Source organism: Mycolicibacterium brumae (assembly GCF_025215495.1).
Classification (GTDB): domain Bacteria; phylum Actinomycetota; class Actinomycetes; order Mycobacteriales; family Mycobacteriaceae; genus Mycobacterium; species Mycobacterium brumae.
On sequence record NZ_CP104302.1, the window covers coordinates 1961968 to 1981382 of the forward strand.

The window sequence follows — 19415 nt, forward strand, 5'->3', positions numbered from 1 at the left end:
CCGATGTACCGCATCTGGCAGTGGACGTGGGACCGCTACGCGGCGCACTACCACTGGGCCGTCGCGGCGGTGCTCTTTCCCATCACGCTTCCGGTCTATTGCCTGTGGTCCTTTCTCATCGTGTCGGTCGAAGGGAGCGGCCAGTACGTCAAGGCGGCAGTGATCACCGTCGGGCTGGCTCTGCTCGTGCACCTCTGGATCGGGTTCGGGGGCCGGTGGTGGGCCGCCGGTTCTTTTCCCGCCGTTTACCGTCTGCTCGCTTGGCTCCCATAGTTTTCGGCGCATCCCCGGCCAGCCCCCGAGAAGGATGCTCTCTTGTCGCTTTTGCCCTTGAACCTGCTTGTCACCCACGACGGGAAGTCGCGCCGCCAGCACATCACCTGCCGCTACAAGTGCGGCGACGCCTGCTCGAAGCCGGCGCCCAACACCAGCGATAACGCGTACTTCGGCGATGTGGTCAAGGCGATGTCACGCCGGTCCATGCTGCGCGCCAGCGGCGTCACGGTGCTCGCGGCCGCCGCGGGTTCCGCCCTGGCCGCCTGCGACTCGCGCTCCCCCGTCGCCGAACCCGCCGCGGTCGACGTGCCGACGCCGCCCGGGATGAATTTCACCGCCGTCGCCGCCAACACCGACGACGCGGTCACCGTCGCCGACGGCTACCGGCAGTCGGTGGTGATCCGCTGGGGCGATCCGGTGCTGCCCGGCGCCCCGGAGTTCGACGTCGCCAACCAGACCGCCGTCGCCCAGCGCGGCCAGTTCGGCTTCAACAACGACTTCGCCGGCCTGCTGCCGATCGCCGGCCAGTCCGGCCACTACCTGCTGGTGACCAACTTCGAGTACGTGACACCGCAGTTCATGTTCGCCGGCTACGACTCGGAGGCGCCGACCCGCGACCAGTTCGACATCGAGATCGCCGCCATCGGGATGGGTGTGGTCGAAGTCTCGCGTGACAGCGACGGAACCCTGCGCCCGGTGATCGGCCCGCGGAACCGGCGGATCACCGCCGACACCCCGTTCGCGCTGACCGGGCCCGCCGCCGGGTCGGAGTTCGTCAAGACCGCCGCCGACCCGTCGGGTAGCCGCGTGCTGGGCACCTTCGCGAACTGCTCTGGTGGTGTGACGCCGTGGGGGACGATCCTCTCCGGTGAGGAGAACTTCCACTCCTACTTCGGCGCCGCGGAGGGCTCCGCCGCCGTCGGCCCGGTGGAGGCGGACCGGCAGAAGCGCTACGGCGTCGCCGCCGAACCGTCGGAATTGCTCTGGGAGACTTTCGATCCCCGATTCGACCTGGCCGTGGCGCCCAATGAGGTGAACCGATTCGGCTACGTCGTCGAGCTCAACCCGTGGGATCCCGAATCCACCCCGATCAAGCATTCGGCGATGGGCCGCTTCAAGCACGAAGGCTCCAACATCTACGTCACTGACGACGGCGCCGTCGTCGCCTACTCCGGCGATGACGAACGATTCGACTACATGTACAAGTTCGTGTCGTCGAAGAAGATCCAGGATCCGGGGCCCGCCCGTGACAACGCCGAAGCGATGGCCCACAACATGACCATCCTCGACGAGGGCACGCTGTACGTCGCGAAGCTCACCAGTGACATCCCGGCTGCGGAGATCGACGGCTCCGGCGCGTTGCCGTCCTCGGGGTCCTTCCAGGGATCCGGGACCTGGATTCCCTTGCTGCGCAGCGGAGCCGACGGCGCCGAGTCCTTGGTCGCCGGCATGAACGCCGCCGAGGTCGCTGTGTTCACCCGCTTCGCCGCCGACAAGGCGGGCGCCACCAAGATGGACCGCCCGGAGGACTTCGAGGCGAACCCGCTGACCGGCAAGGTGTACGTCGCGCTGACCAACAACGACAAACGCGGCACGGACGGCAAGGCCGGCGTCGACGCGGCGAATCCCCGCAACGAGAACAAGAACGGCCAGGTGCTGGAGATCACCGACGATCACACCGGCACGTCGTTCACCTGGGATCTGCTGCTGGTGTGCGGCGACCCGGCCGCCGCCGACACCTACTACGGCGGATTCGACAAGACGAAGGTCAGCCCGATCTCCTGCCCGGACAACCTGGCGTTCGACAGCCACGGCAACCTGTGGATCTCCACCGACGGAAACGCGTTGGGCAGCAATGACGGGTTGTTCGCGGTGGCCCTGGACGGGCCAAGTCGCGGTGAGACCCGCCAGTTCCTGACCGTTCCGGTGGGCGCGGAGACCTGCGGCCCGGTGGTCACCGACGACCTGGTCACCGTGTGCGTGCAACATCCCGGCGAGGACGACGACCACACTCTGGAGAGCTCGCTGTCGCACTGGCCGGACGGCGGGGCGTCGGCTCCTCGGCCCGCCGTCGTCGCGGTGTGGCGCGACGGTGGGAACATCGGCGTCTGATCTCGTCATCGCCGCGGGGGCTGGCTTACGCTTGGCCGCATGGTGTCAGCCCCGCGCTTCGGGCGCGCCATCGGGAGCGCGTCGTGGTGGGTGTTCGTCGTCGCCGCGTTGATGTCCTCGTTGTACCCGTTCGGGATGCCGCGGCGATACGCCGACTATGACGACTCGATCTTCGGGACCGGCCTCGGATCGTCAGATTTCGGCTGGACCGCCTACACACCGTTGACCGACGGGTCGGGGTGGCTGGTCGGTGACGCGTTTTACGGTGCGAACCTCATCGTGTGCGCCGGACTGGTCGCGCTGCTGGTGACCGTTCTCGCGGCCGTCGTGGAAGCAATCGGCATGCGTGGGTGGCCCGCCCGGATCATGACGGTCCTGACACCGGTCGCGGGAGCGACGGTCATCTTGGTCGCGGTGCGACTGACCGGATTCGGCGCGCCTATCCAGCTGAATCCGGCCCTGGCGTTCGTGGTCGTGCTGATCGGCGTCGCCATCCGCGAACTGTGGAGCCGAATGTGGGCGCCCCGGGCTTCCGGCGCTACTGGTCCTCGGTGAGGGCGCCGGCGACGCGGTACCGCCCGCAGATGAACGCGCCATTCCGGGCGCTGTCGATCAGCTCCAGGTCCAGTCGCCTGGGCAGCAGCGGGCGACCGGCCCCGAGAACGACCGGCGCGTAGGAGACCACCACCTCATCGAGGAGACCGGCATCGGCGAACTGTCCGGCGAGATCTCCTCCCCCGATCACCCACAGGTCTTTTCCGCCTGCGGCAGCGGTCATTTCGGCGTGTGCGTTGCGGATGTTGCCCTTGCTGAAATGGAGATCGGCTCCCGGAACACGTTCAAGCTCACGCGATGTCATCACCCACGACGGCATCTCGTACGGCCAATCCTCACCGGTCTCCCGCAGGCGCCGAACGATCCACTCGTAGGTCGTCGAACCCATCACCGTGGCGCCGATCCCGGTCAGGAAGACGGGAACGTTGAACGGGCCGTCCTCATCGAAATCCTGACGCAAGAGCCAATCCAGCGAATCCGAGGGATCTGCGAGGAACCCGTCGAGCGTGGTGGCGGTGAAGTAGGTCGTGGTCATGCGGTCCGTCCCCGTCGTCCGGTCGTCTGCATCCCATAGTGCACGGGGCCACCGACAGCATGTTTGGGCTTGATGGAGCTGGGGAACCCCTGTGAAGACGAGGATTCGGGCGGGGCCGCATCCGCCACTCGGACCTTGAGTCCACGATGTAAAGGACCCATTCTCATGATGAATTCCACTGGCCGCAGCATGCCCAAGATCTGGACCGGGGCCGGAGCGTTGATGATCGGCGGCGCGGCGACCCTGTTGGCGCTGGCGCCGACGGCGGGTGCGAACCCGGCGCCCGGCTGCAGCGCAAGCGAGATCTCCGGCACAGTCAGCACCGTCACGACCTCGGCGCGCGACTACCTCAACGCCCATCCCGGAGCCAACCAGGCCGTCACCGCGGCGTTCAACCAGCCGCGGCCCGAGGCGGAGGCGAACCTGCGGAGCTACTTCACCGCCAACCCGACGGAGTACTTCGATCTGCGCGGCATCTTGTCGCCGCTCGGTGATGTGCAGCGCAACTGCGGGGTGAGCGTTCTCCCCGGCGAACTGGGATCGGCGTACAGCACCTTCATGGCCGGATAGCTCGTGGTGTTGGGGCGCCTTCCGCGTAGCGGGGCGCCCCAGCATTCGGGGGGGCGGGCGCCCCAGCATTCGAGGGGTTCGGGTGCCCAACATTCGGGGGTTCGGACGGAAGCATGTGGGGGTTCGGGCGGGTGTCGCTGATAGTGAGACGGTGCCCGCGCGAGGGTCGAATTTTCTCATAGAACTCTCAATCCACAGGGCCCGTTTTCCGTTGTCTCGCAACGGAACTTGTCGGACCCGAGGTATAGCGTTCTTGCTATGAGCAGCAACGCCTACGCCGACCGGGAAGCGATCTTCGCCGCCCTCGCGCAGGCCGAAACCGCCCACCACGTCCTGGCTTCGGCGTCCCTCGACGCGCTCTCGTCGGAGGAGATTTTGGAGGTGCTCGCGCGCCGGGAGGCGCTCGCGTGGCGGGCCCCGGCGGCCGACCACCGACTGCTCGCCCGGTTGGTGGCCGACGGCAATCCGGGGGTGTTGGGGGCGGCGAACCTCACCCTCGTGTTGGAGGAGCGTCTGCGGATCTCCCGCGGCGTCGCCCGACGGCGTCTGGCTGAGGCCGCCGACCTGGGGCCGCGCACCGCGGTGGATGGGCAACCTTTGGAGCCGGTGATGCCGTCGGTCGCCCAAGGGGTGGCGGACGGGGTGATCGGCCCGGAACAGGTCGCCATCGTGCGAGACACCTACGCGAAGATCCCGGCGGCGGTGGATCCGGAGACCCGGGCTGATGCCGAGAAGGAGTTGGCCGAGCTCGCCACGCAGTACGGGCCCTCGCATTTGAGCAAACTGGCGACCATGCTGCTCATGGTCCTCGACCCGGACGGGGACTTCGCCGATCGGCGCCGCGCCGCCGCCCGCGGCCTGTCCGTCGGCGCCCAAACCCATGACGGGATGCGCAACCTGCGGGCGCGGTTGACCCCCGAAGCCTGGGCCACCCTAGAACCCATCCTGGAAAAGTTAGCGGCGCCGGGCATGTGCAATCCCGACGATGAACACCCCTGTGTCTCCGGAACACCCAGCGAGGAACAAATCCAAGGCGATAAGCGGACGGTGTCGCAACGCAACCACGACGCCCTGGTCGCCGCGATGCGGGCACTGCTGGCCTCCGGCGACCTCGGGCAACACAACGGACTACCCGTCACCGTGATTGTGACGACGACACTTGCGGAGCTGAACGCCGCGGCCCACGGTGGGGTGCCCGCCGACCTCGGCGGCGGGCCGATCACCGACCCCGTCGTCACCATCACCGGCCCGGACACCGCGCAGCGGCATGATCGGCCCGAAACCCCCGGCCAGGCGGAAACTTCCGGAACCCCCGCGATACCGGCCCCCGACGTGCCGGCGGCGCTCACGGGGTGGGCGGTGACTGCGGGCGGGTCGATGGTTCCGATGAGTGATTTCCTGCGGATGGCCTCGCATGCCCTGCATTACTTGGTGATCTTCGACGGACGTGGCCGGCCGTTGTGGCTGGGTCGGACCAAGCGTCTCGCGTCAGCTGATCAGCGGTTGGTTCTGTTCGCTCGGGACAAGGGATGCACCCGGCCGGGGTGCACAGCCAGCGCCTACCGGTGCCAGGCCGATCACCTCGACAATTTCAGCCAGGACGGCCAGACGAATGTCGACGAGCTGGGGCTGGACTGCGGCCCGGACAATCGGATGGCCTACCAACAGAACTGGACCACCCGCCTCAACACCGACGGCCGCGTCGAATGGACCCCACCGAAACACCTCGATCATGGGCAGCCGCGGGTCAACCCGTATCACCAGCCCGCCGACATGCTCGCCCACTTCCACAAACGGTTCCGCCACCAACACCCACCCGGGACAGACCCGCCACAGGGCTCAGCACGCTAGAGCGATCGGTGGTGGGCGGGCACCACTCGACGCGCCAGGCGGGCCAGAGCCGATGGGGTCGGAGTCCACACGTCGTGGTCGTTCGGATCCCAGGAGTACGCCGGGATCCCGTCGTCGAGCAACGTCCGTAACTCCGGTGTTTCGAGGTCCGAGGCTGCCCACTCGTACAGCTGCGGCAGCCTCGGTGAGATCACGCCGACATCGAGAAGGTGGCCAAAGCTGTTCTCGGACAGCACGTATTCCTCGACGTTGTCACCCACGGGATAGCGGTGCGGGAGAATGCGAGACAGCGATAGGAAGATCGCCGTCATGCCCAGGCGCGGGTCCCCCAACGGCCTGGCTGCCGGCGCCAACCAGCTCAGCGCGAGCTTGGGTGCGGCGACAAGCGCATGGGCGTAGAGAACCCGCATCAGGACCAGGTTGAGGAAGAATCGCTCAACCCGTCCTTCGGATCCGGCAAGGTCACGTTGGACCAGGTAGGCAGAGACGATGCTCAGGTTGTGCGCCCGATACCAGCGGGGCGCCGAAGGATGTCGAATGAACTCGACCGTGGCCGCCACCGATGGAGTGCTCGGGTCGCCCTGGCCCGCCATGGCGAGTTCACGCGCCTCCCAGGAGTCGCGCAGCAGCGCCGCATTGGCTGCTCGCCACCACGGGCTGCCAGTCGCAGGGTCGAGTAGTCCGCGACGCAACTGCCAGTCCATGAATGCCAATGCGGCCCGCCGGTAGGGAACGTGCCGGTGCGGCAAACCACGTGGCACGTCGTAGGTTGATCGCAGCAGCGCCCGCCGACCATGGGGATCGTCGCGAACGGCGGCGACCCGCTCGGCCGCCGCTTCCGTCGCGGTCATGGCTTGCACCCGAGTAGTGGATGGCTCACCTGGCCATCTCCTGCACGAGATCGTCGGCAGAGGCCGGCTTCAACTCCCACGCCTCCAGCGAAACGCAGATCGACCGCGTCCCGGACCGTCGCTCCGCACTGTGGGTATGCCCGTGCAGCAGCCACATCCCGAGATTCGGGAGTTGGTACTGATCGAAGTGCTCGCGAGCGTGGCGATCGGGAGTGCCTCGATATGGGAAGTGTGACAACAGAACTCCGGTGTCACCGACCTTGGTCCGGGCGTGTTGCTGGATCGAAGCGAAGACCGTTGCGAAGGCGCTGAAGTGCCGCTGGGCGTTTCGGTACATCGGCGCGCACGGATCGTGATTACCGGTCACCAGGTGCATGGTCACGTCCAGCGTGCTCAACTGGCTCAGCGCCGACTCCATCGACCCGACGCCGCCGGAACAGATATCGCCGAGCACCCACAGCACGTCGTTCTCCGGGTCCAATACACGCAGTGCCGCCATCACCGCTTCGTCGTGCGCGGCGACGCTGCCGAAGCCGCGGAGATCGGCGAGCTTCGGATGCTGCAGATGCAGGTCGGCGGTGAAGTAGTGCACCCGTCCATGGTGGCTGGTCGACACGGCGTCGGGCGAGTGAATTCCGCCAGGTTCGCGCGGAGGATCCGATGGATCCCTACCCAGTGGTGAATACTCGACCCATGGATTCTGACCTCGAGTCGATGTCCAGGGCAGACCTGGTTGCCGAGGTGCGGCGACTACGGGCGGGGATCCGCGAGCATCGTGATTCGACCGGCCACGACCTTTGCTGGCATCATCCGGACCTGTGGGATCTCTTGCCCGAGAAGACCGATCCGCAGATCACGGTCCCAGCGTGGCCGCAATTCCTACGCGGTTGCGTCAGTTACCGAGAGTCTCTGGACCGCCAAGCAGCGGACGCGCCGCGGTCCGACCGGCCATATGCGGATTGACTCAGCGACTTGGCGAACCAGTGATGGGCGTAGGGATTGTCGTTGTACGCGGGCACCTCGTGGTACCCGAGCCGGCGGTACATGGCGACGGCCTCGGTGAGCGCGCGGTTGGTGTCCAACTGCACCGTCGTCGCCCCCGCCGCGGCGGCCAGGGCCTCCAACTCCTCGATCAGCCGGCGGCCCAGGCCCGTGCCGCGGACCGACGGCGTCGTCCACACCCGCTTGATCTCGGCGGTGTCGGCGTCGTGGAAGGTGACGGCGCCGCAACCCACGGCCTCGTCGCCGATCATTGCCAGCAGTAGCGCGCCGCGCGGCGGGACGATCGACGGGTCACTGACTGCGCCGCCGATGCCCGGATCGAATCCCTCCTCGAACCGGGCGGCGAGCTCGGCGTAGTACTGACTCGCGGCGAACGTGGCGGCGGGGTCAGCCGGATCAGCTTCGATGATCCGGATCGCAGACGCCAGCTCACCCATGCCCTCGACGGTAGTCAGTCGCGACCAGCCCCGGTGCTATCGCCTCGCAACCCAGTCGAAGAACTCGGCGGCGGTGAACACCGGTTTTCCATACTCCTGCGCCTTGCGGGCCTTCCCGGACTGGGTGCCCGCTTCGGCGACCACCAGGACCTCGCAGCGGGTCTTGGTCACGGAGGCGACGGGCGCCAAGCCTGCCGAGGCGGCTAGCCGCTCCATTTCAGGACGTTCCATCACCCGCCCTCGACCGTCCACCGCGGTGCCGGTGAAGCAGATCCTGGCGCCGGGAACCAGCGACTCCTCAATCGTGGGAAACGACGACGTCTCCAGGCCAGCCGCCAGCTCCGGGGCGCCCAGCGAGGCCAGTGCAGCCCGCAGCCGGCCCCGCACCTCGTCGGGTAGCCGGGTCCTGGTGGCCGCGGCCAATAGTTGGTCTGCGGCGGCGCGGCGAGCGGCGAGCTCCCAACTCGTCTCCCCCGCCGAGATCGCTTCAGCCGCGGGAGTGGCCCCCAACAGCACGGGTCCGAGGCCGCGGCTGACCCGCAGCAACGCCGATAGGGCCGGAAGATGCTGGGCCGCAGGGGTTTCCAGACCATGATCTCGGCTGACCAGCACCCCGGAGAGGATATCGGTGTCCTCGGGCTCCTCGAACGGTGAGGAACCGGGGGCGGACTCGGCCGCGTGGAACTGGTCGAGGGTGGATCTGGCGCGCTGCAACGCGGTCCTGCCCGTGACGGTGACACCGGGCAGTTCGACGCCGAGGGGTATCGGAACCACTTGTCCCAACCGCTTGAGCTCGAAATCCAGCAAATCCAGCGTCTCATCGACCTTCACGCCCACCGGTGTGCGCCCGGCCAGCATCGGGGCGATCACCGACCATGCCTCGCGCAGGGTCGGCGCCAGCAACACATCGGCGACCTCGATTCCGTACGCCTGGCGGGCGTCGGACAGGTCGCGTTGCGGGTTGATCAGCGTCGACACCGCCGTGCCATCGTCGAACGCCACCGCCAACTCCACCGGGCGTGGCCGCGACATCCGCCCCTCCTCGCCAACCGTGAGCAGACCGATCGCGCAGAACCGGCTCCCCCGACCGGTGTCGGCGGCGCTCCGCAGGAAACGGGCGATCCGGCGGTCGACCTTCAGATCCTTCGGCAGCACAGGGCGTTTCAACACCAGACCGGACAGCGACGTGCACCGGCTCAACGCCACATACAGCTGACCGGTGGAGAACATCCCGCCGGACAGATCCACCACCAGCCGGTCCAGCGTCTGGCCCTGACTCTTGTGAATGGTGATCGCCCAGGCCAGCTTGAACGGCAATTGGGTGAACGTGCCAACGACCTCCCGACGCAGCGCTCCGCCGTCGACGACCGGACGGGTGGCCTCCCAGGTGAACGGGGTCACCTCGGCGGTTGCGCCGTCGGGGAACTCAACCTCGACCACGGCGCCATGACGGTCATAGCCCACCCCGACAACCCGGCCGATCGAGCCGTTTACCCAGCGCCCCGCCTTATCATTGTTGAGCATCATCACCTGGGCGCCGACCTTGAACCGCAACTCGTCGTCGATGGGCTTGTCGAACAACGAAAGATCACCCGACTCGGTGGCGCGGTGCGTCATTTCCTCACCGGGCAATCGCTCCAGCTGCTGCCGGTTTCGGGCCGTCACCAGCCTGTTCGTCGGCGCCAACGTCAACCACATCTCGCCGTCGGGCGGAACGAAGTCGGGGTCGACGCGGGAGTCGAGGTGCTCCTTGGCGTGCGCGAGCAGCACACCTTCGCGAATCTCGTTGAGAATGGCCGTCATTCGGTCGTCGCCGAGTTGGCGGAACACCGTCGTCAGCTGAACGGTCGGGAAGTCTCGACGGTCGAATGCGTTCGCCGAGAAGAAATATGGCGTGTCATAGGTGCTGGCGAAGTGGTGCTGCTCGAGCTCGGTGGACACCGGCGGCAACTGGTAGAGGTCGCCCACCAGCACGATCTGCACGCCGCCGAACGGAGCGCCCGGTTCCGGGCCGAACCGCCCCAGCGCCGCGGCGATCATGTCGAACACGTCGGCGCGGACCATGGACGCCTCGTCGATGATCAGGGTCTGCAGCTTGCCGAGCGTGGCGGAGAACCGCCCGGGCCGGTAGGAGCCTGAGGTCACATCGGGCAGCGCGGTGGTGGGTCGGAATCCGAACAGCCGGTGGATCGTGTGTCCGTCGACGTTGAGGGCGGCGATTCCGGTCGGCGCGACGACGACGACATTGCGGTCGGTGTTGGCCATGAAGTGCCGGATCAACGTCGACTTGCCGGTGCCCGCCTTGCCGGTGAGAAACAGGTGCTGCCCGGAAGCCAGCAACCCCAATGCCTCCCGAAACTCGTCGGTCAGCAGCACGCCGTCGTTCGTCGCCCCCACGGTCGAACCCTATCGACAGCGTCAGACGATGTTCGTTTCGCCACGGCCGGCGACGGCCGCGAAGCGGTCCAACCGGAACGGCCGGATGTCGTAGCCGGGTTCGCGGCCGTGATAGAGGTCGCAGACGATCTCGCCGGTCGCCGGGCCCATCAGGAACCCGTGGCCGGAGTAGCCGGTGGCGATGAGCAGTCCGTCGACTTGGTCGCAGCGGTCGATGATCTGGTTGCGGTCGGGGGTGACCTCATAGAGGCCGGCCCACCCGGTGCGGATGCCGTAGTCGAGGATCGCCGGGGCTCGGCGTCCGGCGACCTCGCCGAGGCCCATCAGCCAGTCGTCGAGATCGAAATGTTCGTTGAATCCGACCTGCTCGTCGGGGTCCGACCAGCCCAGCAGCAGGCCGCCGCCCTCGGGATGGAAGTAGAAGCTCGACGGGAAGTCGATGGTCAGGGACGGGGATGACTTCGGCAGATCCGCGATCGGCTCGGTGAACGCGATCTGCCGGCGCACCGGCACGACGGGGATGTCGACGCCGAGCATCGCGCCGATCTGAGCTGACCAGGCGCCGGCCGCGCACACCACGGTCCGGGTCGCGATCACGCCATGCTCGGTGACGACGCCGGTGACGGTCCCGCCGTCGGATTCGATGTCGGTCACCGCGCAATGCCGCAGTATCCGGGCGCCATGCCGGCGGGCGGTGGCCGCATAGCCGGCCACCACCGATTCCGGGGAGGCCTTCGCGTCCTCGGGAGACCAGCAGGCCGCGAGCATGCCGTCGGTGGACAGCAGCGGCGAAATCCGTTGGGCCTCAGCGGGGTCGATCATCCGGCTCGGCACGCCCATGCTGTTCTGCAGCGCGACGGACTCGGTGAAGATCTCGACGTTCTCCGGATCCGACAGCGTGTACAGGTAGCCGTCGCGGTGGAAATCGATCTCTTGGCCGTAACGCTGCGGGAAGTGGGCGAACACCTCCAGCCCGCGCAGCCCGATCGCGATGTTGGCCGCATTGGAGAAGGTGGCCCGCACGCCGCCGGCCGCCTTGCAGGTGGACCCGCCGCCCAGTTCGCCCTTCTCGACCAGCACCACATCCCGCACTCCCGATTCGGCGAGGTGGCAGGCGATCGACGTGCCAATCACCCCGCCGCCGATCACGACGACCGACGCGCGCTCGGGGACGGTGATCATGCGGCGGCCCGGTGTCGTAGGCGGGCGATGGGAGTCGGCGTGTTTCGCATCGCGTCCGATTATCCGGGGTTGATCAGTTCGGCGGGGGAACTTGGCGAAGGCAGGGCTCCGTCATCCGAGAACAGGTCAGGGGCGACTCCAGATCTCTCCGAAACCGCCCCTGACCTGTCGTTCTGCGGTCGGGCTGACAGGATTTGAACCTGCGACCCCTACACCCCCAGTGTAGTGCGCTACCAAGCTGCGCCACAGCCCGCGCTCCAGAGCCTTAAGGCCCCGGCAGCCTCAGGAAGCCTACATTAGGCGCGCCCTGGCACCCCAATCCGGTCGCCCGTGCGCGTCGCCGCTCACCGCTGCGGCTCCTCCCCCGGCGCGACGGCGGGCTGCTCGGCCGCGGCAGTGCCCTGGATCTCGGCGAGGTCCTCGACGTACTCGGGATCCTGGGCCACCTCGTCGGCCAGCGCGTCCGGCACGTAGGCCGGGGCCCGGGAACTGCGCCAGGTGTAGACGATCAGCGCCGCCCAGGACACCAGGATCGCCAGGTAGACCGCCGTCGTCGCGGCCCCGGTGATCCCGAAGTACTTGATCAGCTTCTGCGAGTTCGTCAGGATGATGACCCCGCCGACGAACGTGCCGAGCAGCGCCGGGCTGACCTTGGTGACCAGCCACGCGGCGAACGGGGCCGCGATGACGCCGCCGACGGCCAGGCCCAACACGATCGGCAGATTGTCCAGGAACTCCTCGCGCAGGCCGACCAGGAAGCCCAGCGACGCAGACACCGCGACCAGGAACTCCGAGGCGCTCACCGAGCCGATGACGGTGCGCGGAGCGGTCTTGCCCTGGGACAGCAGCGTGCTGGTGGTCACCGGACCCCAGCCGCCACCGCCGGAGGCGTCGATGAAACCGCCGAACAGCCCCAGCGGCGCAAGGAATTTCGCGGTGTGCGGAGTGTGGGTGCTGCGCAGTCCGGGCGGGCGGCCCAGGGAGAACCGCAGCAGCACGTAGACGCCGATGGCCAGCAGGATTGCCGCCATCAGCGGTGCCGCCCGCTCGGTGGACAGCGAGGACAGCACGGTGGCGCCCAGGAAAGCGCCGACGGCGCCGGGCACCCCGAGCTTGGCCACGATCGACCAGTCGATGTTCTTGAACCGCCAGTGCGACAGGCCCGAGGCCAGCGTGGTGCCCACCTCGGCGAGGTGGACGGCGGCGCTGGCCTGGGCGGCGGCGACGCCGCTGAGCACCAGCAGGGTGGAGGCGGTGACCCCGAAGGCCATGCCGAGGGCCCCGTCGACCAGCTGAGCGCCGACGCCGACAAGGGTGAAAATGATGAGCGAACGCATGATGTTCTGGTGCTTTCGATGAGGTGGTCAGAAATGACCGAAGGAAGGGTGGACGCGTAGATCAGCTACGCGGACAACACCGCTCATCGAAGGCCATCAGTCGACGCGACGGCCAAAACGGCTCCAGGGCGCACAGATCCGAGGGCGCGGGTGCGAGACGCACACCATCGGCCATCGGTCGTCCTTCCTCGAGCTGTGAAACTTCGCAGAGCCTACACCGTCAACAGCCGGTACAGCCCAACGCATCCCACCACGACGATGACGATGCGCAGCGCGTTCGGGGACAGCCTTCGTCCGTAGTGACCGCCCAGCCAGCCGCCGATCAGCGATCCGACGGCGATCAGCCCGGCCGCAGTCCAGCTGATCCGGTCGAACGCGACGAGCACGTACGCGGCCGCGGCGACGATGTTGACCAGCAGCGACAGCAGATTCTTGGCGGCGTTCATCTTCTGCATGTCCTCGGGCAGCAGCGCCCCCATCACAGCGATCAGCAGGATGCCCTGGGCCGCGGTGAAGTAGCCGCCGTAGACGCCGACGGCGAAGGTGCCGGCCACCAGTGCGGCCAACTTGCGTGGGCTGACGTAGTCCGCCGATTGACCCGACTGCTCGGCGCGTCGGCGCGCCCAGGCCTGAATCTTCGGGCCGATCACCACCAGCACCAGCGCCGCGACCAGTAGCACCGGGACGACGGTGACGAACACCTTCTCCGGCAGGTGCAGCAGCAGCCAGGCCCCGATCCCGGCGCCGATGACCGAGGCCGGGATCTGCCAGCGCAGCCGATGCCACTGGCCGCGCAGTTCCCGGCGGTAGGCCCAGGTGCCGGATATCCCCCCGGCGACCAGGCCGACGGCGTTCGACATGGTCGCGGTGACCGGCGGGAAGCCGAGGGTGACCAGGGTCGGGAAGGTGATCAGGGTGCCCGAACCGACCAGCGAATTGATCGCCCCCGCGCCGACGCCGGCCAGGGCGATCAGCAGCATGTGGGCGATCGACACCTGTTAGCGCCCCTTGCTCTTCGCCCCGCGCTTCTCCCGAACGCGGACGTTGATCCGGATGGGGCTGCCTTCGAACCCGAACTCCTCGCGCAGCCGTCGCTCCAGGAACCGCCGGTAGCCGGCCTCCAGGAACCCGGTGGTGAACAGCACGAAGGTCGGCGGACGGGTGGCGGCCTGGGTGGCGAACAGGATCCGCGGCTGCTTGCCGCCGCGCACCGGCGGCGGTGTGGCCGCCACGATCTCCTTGAAGAAGGTGTTGAGCCGGCCGGTCGGCACCCGGGTGTCCCAGGAGTCCAGCGAACGGTCCAGCGCCGGCACCAGCTTGGCCACCGCTCGGCCGGTCTTGGCCGAGATGTTCACCCGCGGCGCCCAGGCGATCTGAACAAGCTCGCGATCGATCTCCTTGTCCAGCGAGTAGCGCCGGTCTTCGTCGACCAGATCCCACTTGTTGAACACCAGCACCAACGCGCGGCCGGCTTCGATCACCATTGAGATGACCCGCAGATCCTGCTCGGTGATCGGCTGGGAGCCGTCGACCAGCACCAGGCACACCTCGGCGGCGTCAATGGCGCCGCGGGTGCGCACCGAGGCGTAGAACTCGTGTCCGCTGGCCTGCCCGACCTTGCGGCGCAGCCCCGCGGTGTCCACGAAACGCCAGGTCCGCCCGCCCAATTCGATGAGGGAGTCCACCGGGTCGACGGTGGTGCCGGCGACGTCGTGCACCACCGAGCGCTCCTCGTCGGCGAGCCGGTTGAGCAGCGAGCTCTTGCCGACATTCGGCTTGCCGACCAGCGCCACCCGTCGTGGGCCGCCGGAACCCGCGCCGATCACCTCGGAGACTTCCGGCAGGTCGGCGATCACCGCGTCGAGCAGATCGGCCACCCCGCGGCCGTGGATGGCGCTGATCGAGTGCGGCTCGCCCAGGCCCAGCGACCACAGCGCGGCCGCCTCGGGTTCCTGACGCTCACCGTCGATCTTGTTGGCCGCCAAGAACACCGGCTTGCCCGAGCGGCGCAGGATCTTGGCGGCGGCCTCGTCGCCTGCGGTGGCGCCGACGACGGCGTCCACCACCAGGATGATCGCGTCGGCGGTGCGCATCGCCACCGACGCCTGCTCGGTCACCAGCTGCTGCAGACCCTTGGCGTCGGGTTCCCACCCACCGGTGTCCTGCACCATGAACCGCCGCCCTGTCCAGGACGCGTCATAGGACACCCGGTCGCGGGTTACCCCGGGCAGGTCCTGCACGACGGCTTCGCGCCGGCCCAGGATCCGGTTGACCAGGGTCGACTTGCCGACGTTGGGCCGTCCGACGACGGCCACCACCGGGGGCGGGCCGGCGTAGTTGTCGTCGTCGCCGTCGGCGCCGAAATCGTCGACATCCCAGTCACTTTCATCGGACCAGGTGCCGTCGCCGTCGAACTTCTCGTCGTCGCTCATTGTCGTGCTCCCGCGCGCTCGCGGACCAGCCCAGCCAGGTGGGCGATCACTTCGTCCTGTGTCATGTCACCGGTGTCGACGATCACCGCGTCGTCGGCCGGCCGCAGCGGGGACACCGCCCGGGTGGAATCCAGGGTGTCGCGGCGCACCACGTCGGCCAGCACCCGCTGGTAGTCGTCGCCGAGGCCGGCGGCGATGTTCTGGTCATTGCGCCGCTGCGCGCGGACCTCGGCCGAGGCGGTCAGGAAGATCTTCACTTCGGCGTCGGGCAGCACCACGGAGCCGATGTCGCGGCCCTCGACGACGATGCTGCCGGCGCCGGCGGCCAGTTCCCGCTGCCGGCGCACCAGGCGGGCGCGCACCTCGGGCACCGCCGAGACGGCCGACACCGCGGCGGTCACCGCGTCCCCGCGGATCTCGGTGGACACGTCTTCCTCGCCGAGGTAGGCGCGGATGTCGTCCGGGTCGAAGCCGACCGAGATGTCCGGGTCGAGATCGGCGACCGCGGCCGCGTCGGACGGGTCGATCCCGGCGCGCAGCACGGCGAGGGTGTCGATGCGGTACATCGCGCCGGTGTCGAGGAAACGCGCCCCTAGCATGCGGGCCAATCCCCTTGCCACGGAGGACTTTCCGGTGCCGGCGGGCCCGTCGATGGCAACTCTGACGTCCATTAGAGCCCCACCGCCGTGTACAGTTCGCCGATCTCCTTGCGGGTCAACGCGCGGATGCTGCCCGGGCGCTGATCGTCGAGGGAGACCGCGCCGATGTCGGTGCGGACCAGCGCCTCGACCGGGAAGCCGACCGAGTCCAGCAGCCGGCGGACAATGTGCTTGCGTCCCTCGTGCAGGGTCACCCGCACCATGGACCGTCCGGGCAGCGAGTCCACCAGCGCGAAGTCGTCGACGGTCACCGGGCCGTCGTCGAGCTCGACCCCCTCGCGCAGCTGCTTGCCGAGCCCGCGCGGGACCTTGCCCGCCACGGTCGCCACATACGTTTTCGGGATCTCATACGACGGGTGCATCAGCCGGTGCGCGAGCTCGCCGTCGTTGGTCAGCAGGATCAGGCCCTCGGTGTCGGCGTCCAGGCGCCCGACGTGGAACAGGTTCTTGTTGCCGCGAACCCGGTGCTCGATCAGGTCGCCGATGCATGGCCGGCCGTGCTCGTCGGACATGGTGGAGACCATGCCCAGCGGCTTGTTCAGCGCCAGGTACACCTGGTCGTCGTCCAGGCGGACTCGGGTGCCGTCGACCCGGATCACCGAGGACTCCGGGTCGACCCGGGTGCCCAGCTCCGTCACGATCCGGCCGTCGACCTCGACGCGGCCGTCGACGATCATTCGCTCCGCGACCCGGCGGGACGCAATTCCGGCCTGCGACAACACCTTCTGCAGGCGCACGCCTTCGTTCTGTTCGGTCATGACTCCTCGTCCACCTCAATGGCTGTGGGGGTTGGCGGTGCGGGGTTCAACTTCATGAACCGTGGTTCGGAGTCCAGGGATTCGCTCAGGTCGTCGATCACGTCGACGTCGGGCAGCAGCGGCGCGATGTCGGGTAGCTCGCCCAGCGACGTCAACCCGAGGCGCTCCAGGAACAATTCGGTGGTGGTGAAGGTGGCCGCGCCGCTGTCCGGGTCCGGGCCCGCCTCCACGATCAGTCCGCGGGCGGCCAGGGTGCGCATCACCGCGTCGACGTTCACGCCGCGGACGGCGCTGACCCGGGCCCGGGTGACCGGCTGCCGGTAGGCGATCACCGCAAGGGTCTCCAGCGCGGCGCGAGTCAGTTTCGCGCGGGCGCCGTCGAGCAGCAGCTTCTCCACGTATGGGGCGAACCGGGCGCGGGTGTACATCCGCCAGCCGCCACCGGCCTCACGCAGATCGATCCCACTGTCGGCTGCGGTGTACTCGGCGGCCATCTCGGTGAGCTTCGCGGCGATCCGCGCTTCGGGCTGCTCGGTGACCGATGCCAGACCGGCCGCGCTGATCGGCGTGTCGACCACCAGCAGCAGCGCCTGCAGCACCCGGGTCAGCTCGCCCTCTTCGAGCTCGGGGGCCTCCGGTTCGGCGGCGTCCAGCGCGTCGTCGTCCACGGGGTCCGCGGTGTCGGGGGTTTGGTCGGTCATGGTTCACCCCCTTCGTCAGCGGCGACGGCCCGCACCAATTGCTCGGCCGTCGGGCTGTCTCCGGTCCAGGAAATCCGCAACAGTCCCAGCGCTTCTGGCTGCTCGAATGCTACCGCCCGCGCTCGATACAGCTCGAGCAGCGCCAGGAACCGTCCTACCACCTCCAGCTGGACGTCGCAGTCGGCGACCAGTTCGGCGAACGACGCGGGGTTGCCGACGCCGCGGCGCTCCAGAAGCCGCAGCAGCTTCTGCGCCTGCTCGGGCACCGATACCATGACCTGGTGCAGGTGGCTGGTGCCGACGGTCGGCGTCGGGCGCGGGGTGAACGCCGCCGCGGCGATCTGCGCGAAGGCGGCGGCGTCGACGCCGATCATCACCTCGGGCAGCAACTCGGTGTAGCGGTCCTCCAGCGACACCGAACGCGGGTAGCTGCGCAGCGCCGCGGCCTCCAGCTCGGCGAAGATCTGCGCGACGTGTTTGAACGCCCGATACTGCAGCAGCCGGGCGAACAGCAGGTCGCGCACCTCCAGCAGGGCGAGGTCGTCGTCGTCCTCGGTCTGACCGGCCGGCAGCAGGCGGGCAGCCTTGAGATCCAGCAGGGTGGCCGCGACCACCAGGAACGCGGTGGTCTCCTCCAACTCCAGCTTCACGCCGATCTGCTTGGTGTAGGCGATGAACTCGTCGGTGACCTGGTGCAACGCCACCTCGGTGACGTCCATCCGGTGCGCGAAGATGAGCTGCAGCAACAGGTCGAACGGGCCTTCGAAGTTCTCCAGCCGGACCTGGAAGCCGGTGGCCTCCGATTGGGTCACGACTCGAAGCGGTCGATGACCTCGCGGGCAAGCGCCCGGTAGGCCTCCGCGCCGGCGGACTTGGGCGCCCAGGTGGTGATGGGCTCACCGGCCACGCTGGTCTCCGGGAACCGCACGGTGCGGCTGATGACGGTGTCGAACACCAGGTCGCCGAACCGCTCGACCACCCGCGCCATCACCTCCCGCGCGTTGACGGTTCGGGCGTCGTAGCGGGTGATCAGGATGCCGCTGATGGTGAGCTTCGGATTGAGCCGGTCGTGCACCTTGTCGACGGTGTCGGTGAGCAGCGCCAGCCCGCGCAGCGAGAAGTACTCGCATTCGGTGGGAATGATGACGCCGTCGGAGCAGGCCAGCCCGTTCACGGTCAGCAGCCCCAGCGACGGCTGGCAGTCGATCAGCACGTAGTCGTAGCGGTCCAGCACCGGGTAGAGCGCGCGGCCCAGGGTCTGCTCGCGGCCGACCTCGTTGACCAGCTGGATCTCGGCGGCCGACAGGTCGATGTTCGACGGCACCAGGTCCAGCCCCGGCACGCGGGTGTTGATCAGCACCTGGTCGATCGACACCCGAGGCTCGACCAGCAGGTTGTGGACGGTGAACTCCAGGTCGTAATGCGGCACGCCGAGGCCGGCCGACAGCGCGCCCTGCGGATCGAGGTCCACCAGCAGCACTCGTCGTCCGTGCTCGGCCAACGCGGCGCCGAGGTTGATCGTCGAGGTCGTCTTGCCGACGCCGCCCTTCTGATTGCACATGGCGATGACGGTGGCCGGACCGTGGCTGGTCAGCGGTTTGGGTTCCGGGATCGGGCGGGGCGGACGGCCGGTGGGTCCGAGGGCTGGCGCATCGTCGGTCACGGCCGCGCTCCCCCATCCGTCGGTCGTGTATCGCACATCGCAGGGAAGTCTAACGCCTGCTCCTGCCAGGGCCGGGCGACCCGCTGGCAACGTTGTG

Annotated in this window: 19 protein-coding genes and 1 tRNA gene; 5 read left to right on the forward strand and 15 right to left on the reverse strand. The window is 68.3% G+C overall.

The window, feature by feature from the left end; all coding sequences use genetic code 11:
* The first annotated feature begins 3 nt into the window (after nucleotides 1–3).
* From L2Z93_RS09545 to L2Z93_RS09555, 3 genes are read left to right on the forward strand one after another with little or no spacing between them, the layout of a single operon-like run.
* Complete coding sequence (locus L2Z93_RS09545; protein ID WP_090591917.1) at nucleotides 4–273, forward strand: hypothetical protein; 270 nt, start codon at nucleotides 4–6, stop codon at nucleotides 271–273.
* A 42-nt stretch (nucleotides 274–315) separates the two neighbouring features.
* On the forward strand, nucleotides 316–2388 hold the full coding sequence (locus L2Z93_RS09550; RefSeq protein ID WP_090591922.1) for a PhoX family protein: 2073 nt from the start codon (nucleotides 316–318) through the stop codon (nucleotides 2386–2388).
* Nucleotides 2389–2427: 39 nt separating this feature from the next.
* Nucleotides 2428–2943: a hypothetical protein gene (locus tag L2Z93_RS09555; protein ID WP_090591926.1), complete on the forward strand. Its 516-nt coding sequence runs from the start codon at nucleotides 2428–2430 to the stop codon at nucleotides 2941–2943.
* Here L2Z93_RS09555 and L2Z93_RS09560 read toward each other — a convergent pair.
* Complete coding sequence (locus L2Z93_RS09560; RefSeq protein WP_090591930.1) at nucleotides 2927–3478, reverse strand: dihydrofolate reductase family protein; 552 nt, start codon at nucleotides 3476–3478, stop codon at nucleotides 2927–2929. The two genes, L2Z93_RS09555 and L2Z93_RS09560, sit on opposite strands and share 17 nt — an antisense overlap.
* Before the next feature lie 168 nt (nucleotides 3479–3646).
* Here L2Z93_RS09560 and L2Z93_RS09565 point away from each other — a divergent pair, with 168 nt between their 5' ends.
* Both L2Z93_RS09565 and L2Z93_RS09570 read left to right on the forward strand, forming a co-directional pair.
* Nucleotides 3647–4048 (forward strand): heme-binding protein, encoded by a 402-nt coding sequence (locus tag L2Z93_RS09565; protein ID WP_090591990.1) that lies wholly within the window; start codon nucleotides 3647–3649, stop codon nucleotides 4046–4048.
* Between the two features lie 258 nt (nucleotides 4049–4306).
* Nucleotides 4307–5899 carry an HNH endonuclease signature motif containing protein gene (locus L2Z93_RS09570; protein WP_090591995.1) on the forward strand — a complete coding sequence of 531 codons (1593 nt, stop codon included), beginning with the start codon at nucleotides 4307–4309 and terminating at the stop codon, nucleotides 5897–5899.
* On the opposite strand, the gene L2Z93_RS09575 is transcribed toward L2Z93_RS09570, so the two are convergent.
* The 14 genes from L2Z93_RS09575 to L2Z93_RS09640 form a co-directional block, all read right to left on the reverse strand.
* Nucleotides 5896–6750 carry a hypothetical protein gene (locus L2Z93_RS09575; RefSeq protein ID WP_090591999.1) on the reverse strand — a complete coding sequence of 285 codons (855 nt, stop codon included), beginning with the start codon at nucleotides 6748–6750 and terminating at the stop codon, nucleotides 5896–5898. The two genes, L2Z93_RS09570 and L2Z93_RS09575, sit on opposite strands and share 4 nt — an antisense overlap.
* 25 nt (nucleotides 6751–6775) lie before the next feature.
* On the reverse strand, nucleotides 6776–7342 hold the full coding sequence (locus tag L2Z93_RS09580) for a metallophosphoesterase (protein ID WP_090592004.1): 567 nt from the start codon (nucleotides 7340–7342) through the stop codon (nucleotides 6776–6778).
* Nucleotides 7343–7646: 304 nt separating this feature from the next.
* A complete protein-coding gene (locus L2Z93_RS09585; RefSeq protein ID WP_090592012.1) occupies nucleotides 7647–8189 on the reverse strand; it encodes a GNAT family N-acetyltransferase in 543 nt (180 codons plus the stop codon).
* 36 nt (nucleotides 8190–8225) lie between these two features.
* Complete coding sequence (locus tag L2Z93_RS09590; RefSeq protein ID WP_234786230.1) at nucleotides 8226–10586, reverse strand: AAA family ATPase; 2361 nt, start codon at nucleotides 10584–10586, stop codon at nucleotides 8226–8228.
* Between the two features lie 21 nt (nucleotides 10587–10607).
* Nucleotides 10608–11768, reverse strand: coding sequence for an NAD(P)/FAD-dependent oxidoreductase (locus L2Z93_RS09595; protein WP_090592016.1), 1161 nt, complete (start codon nucleotides 11766–11768; stop codon nucleotides 10608–10610).
* 179 nt (nucleotides 11769–11947) lie between these two features.
* Nucleotides 11948–12021: transfer RNA gene (locus L2Z93_RS09600), tRNA-Pro, on the reverse strand.
* Nucleotides 12022–12112: 91 nt separating this feature from the next.
* Complete coding sequence (locus L2Z93_RS09605; protein WP_090592020.1) at nucleotides 12113–13105, reverse strand: sulfite exporter TauE/SafE family protein; 993 nt, start codon at nucleotides 13103–13105, stop codon at nucleotides 12113–12115.
* Between the two features lie 212 nt (nucleotides 13106–13317).
* Nucleotides 13318–14085: a sulfite exporter TauE/SafE family protein gene (locus tag L2Z93_RS09610; protein WP_162562010.1), complete on the reverse strand. Its 768-nt coding sequence runs from the start codon at nucleotides 14083–14085 to the stop codon at nucleotides 13318–13320.
* Between the two features lie 18 nt (nucleotides 14086–14103).
* Nucleotides 14104–15537: a ribosome biogenesis GTPase Der gene (der, locus tag L2Z93_RS09615; RefSeq protein WP_090592034.1), complete on the reverse strand. Its 1434-nt coding sequence runs from the start codon at nucleotides 15535–15537 to the stop codon at nucleotides 14104–14106.
* Entirely contained in the window at nucleotides 15534–16208 is a 675-nt protein-coding gene (gene cmk / locus L2Z93_RS09620) for a (d)CMP kinase (protein WP_090592037.1), read from the reverse strand. The genes der and cmk overlap by 4 nt, the downstream gene beginning before the upstream one ends.
* Entirely contained in the window at nucleotides 16208–16954 is a 747-nt protein-coding gene (locus L2Z93_RS09625) for a pseudouridine synthase (protein WP_090592041.1), read from the reverse strand. Before L2Z93_RS09625 ends, cmk begins: the two co-directional genes overlap by 1 nt.
* A complete protein-coding gene (scpB, locus tag L2Z93_RS09630) occupies nucleotides 16951–17655 on the reverse strand; it encodes an SMC-Scp complex subunit ScpB (RefSeq protein ID WP_090592050.1) in 705 nt (234 codons plus the stop codon). Before scpB ends, L2Z93_RS09625 begins: the two co-directional genes overlap by 4 nt.
* Entirely contained in the window at nucleotides 17652–18467 is an 816-nt protein-coding gene (locus L2Z93_RS09635; RefSeq protein ID WP_090592053.1) for a segregation/condensation protein A, read from the reverse strand. The genes scpB and L2Z93_RS09635 overlap by 4 nt, the downstream gene beginning before the upstream one ends.
* Complete coding sequence (locus tag L2Z93_RS09640; protein WP_193438967.1) at nucleotides 18464–19318, reverse strand: ParA family protein; 855 nt, start codon at nucleotides 19316–19318, stop codon at nucleotides 18464–18466. Before L2Z93_RS09640 ends, L2Z93_RS09635 begins: the two co-directional genes overlap by 4 nt.
* Between the last annotated feature and the right edge of the window lie 97 nt (nucleotides 19319–19415).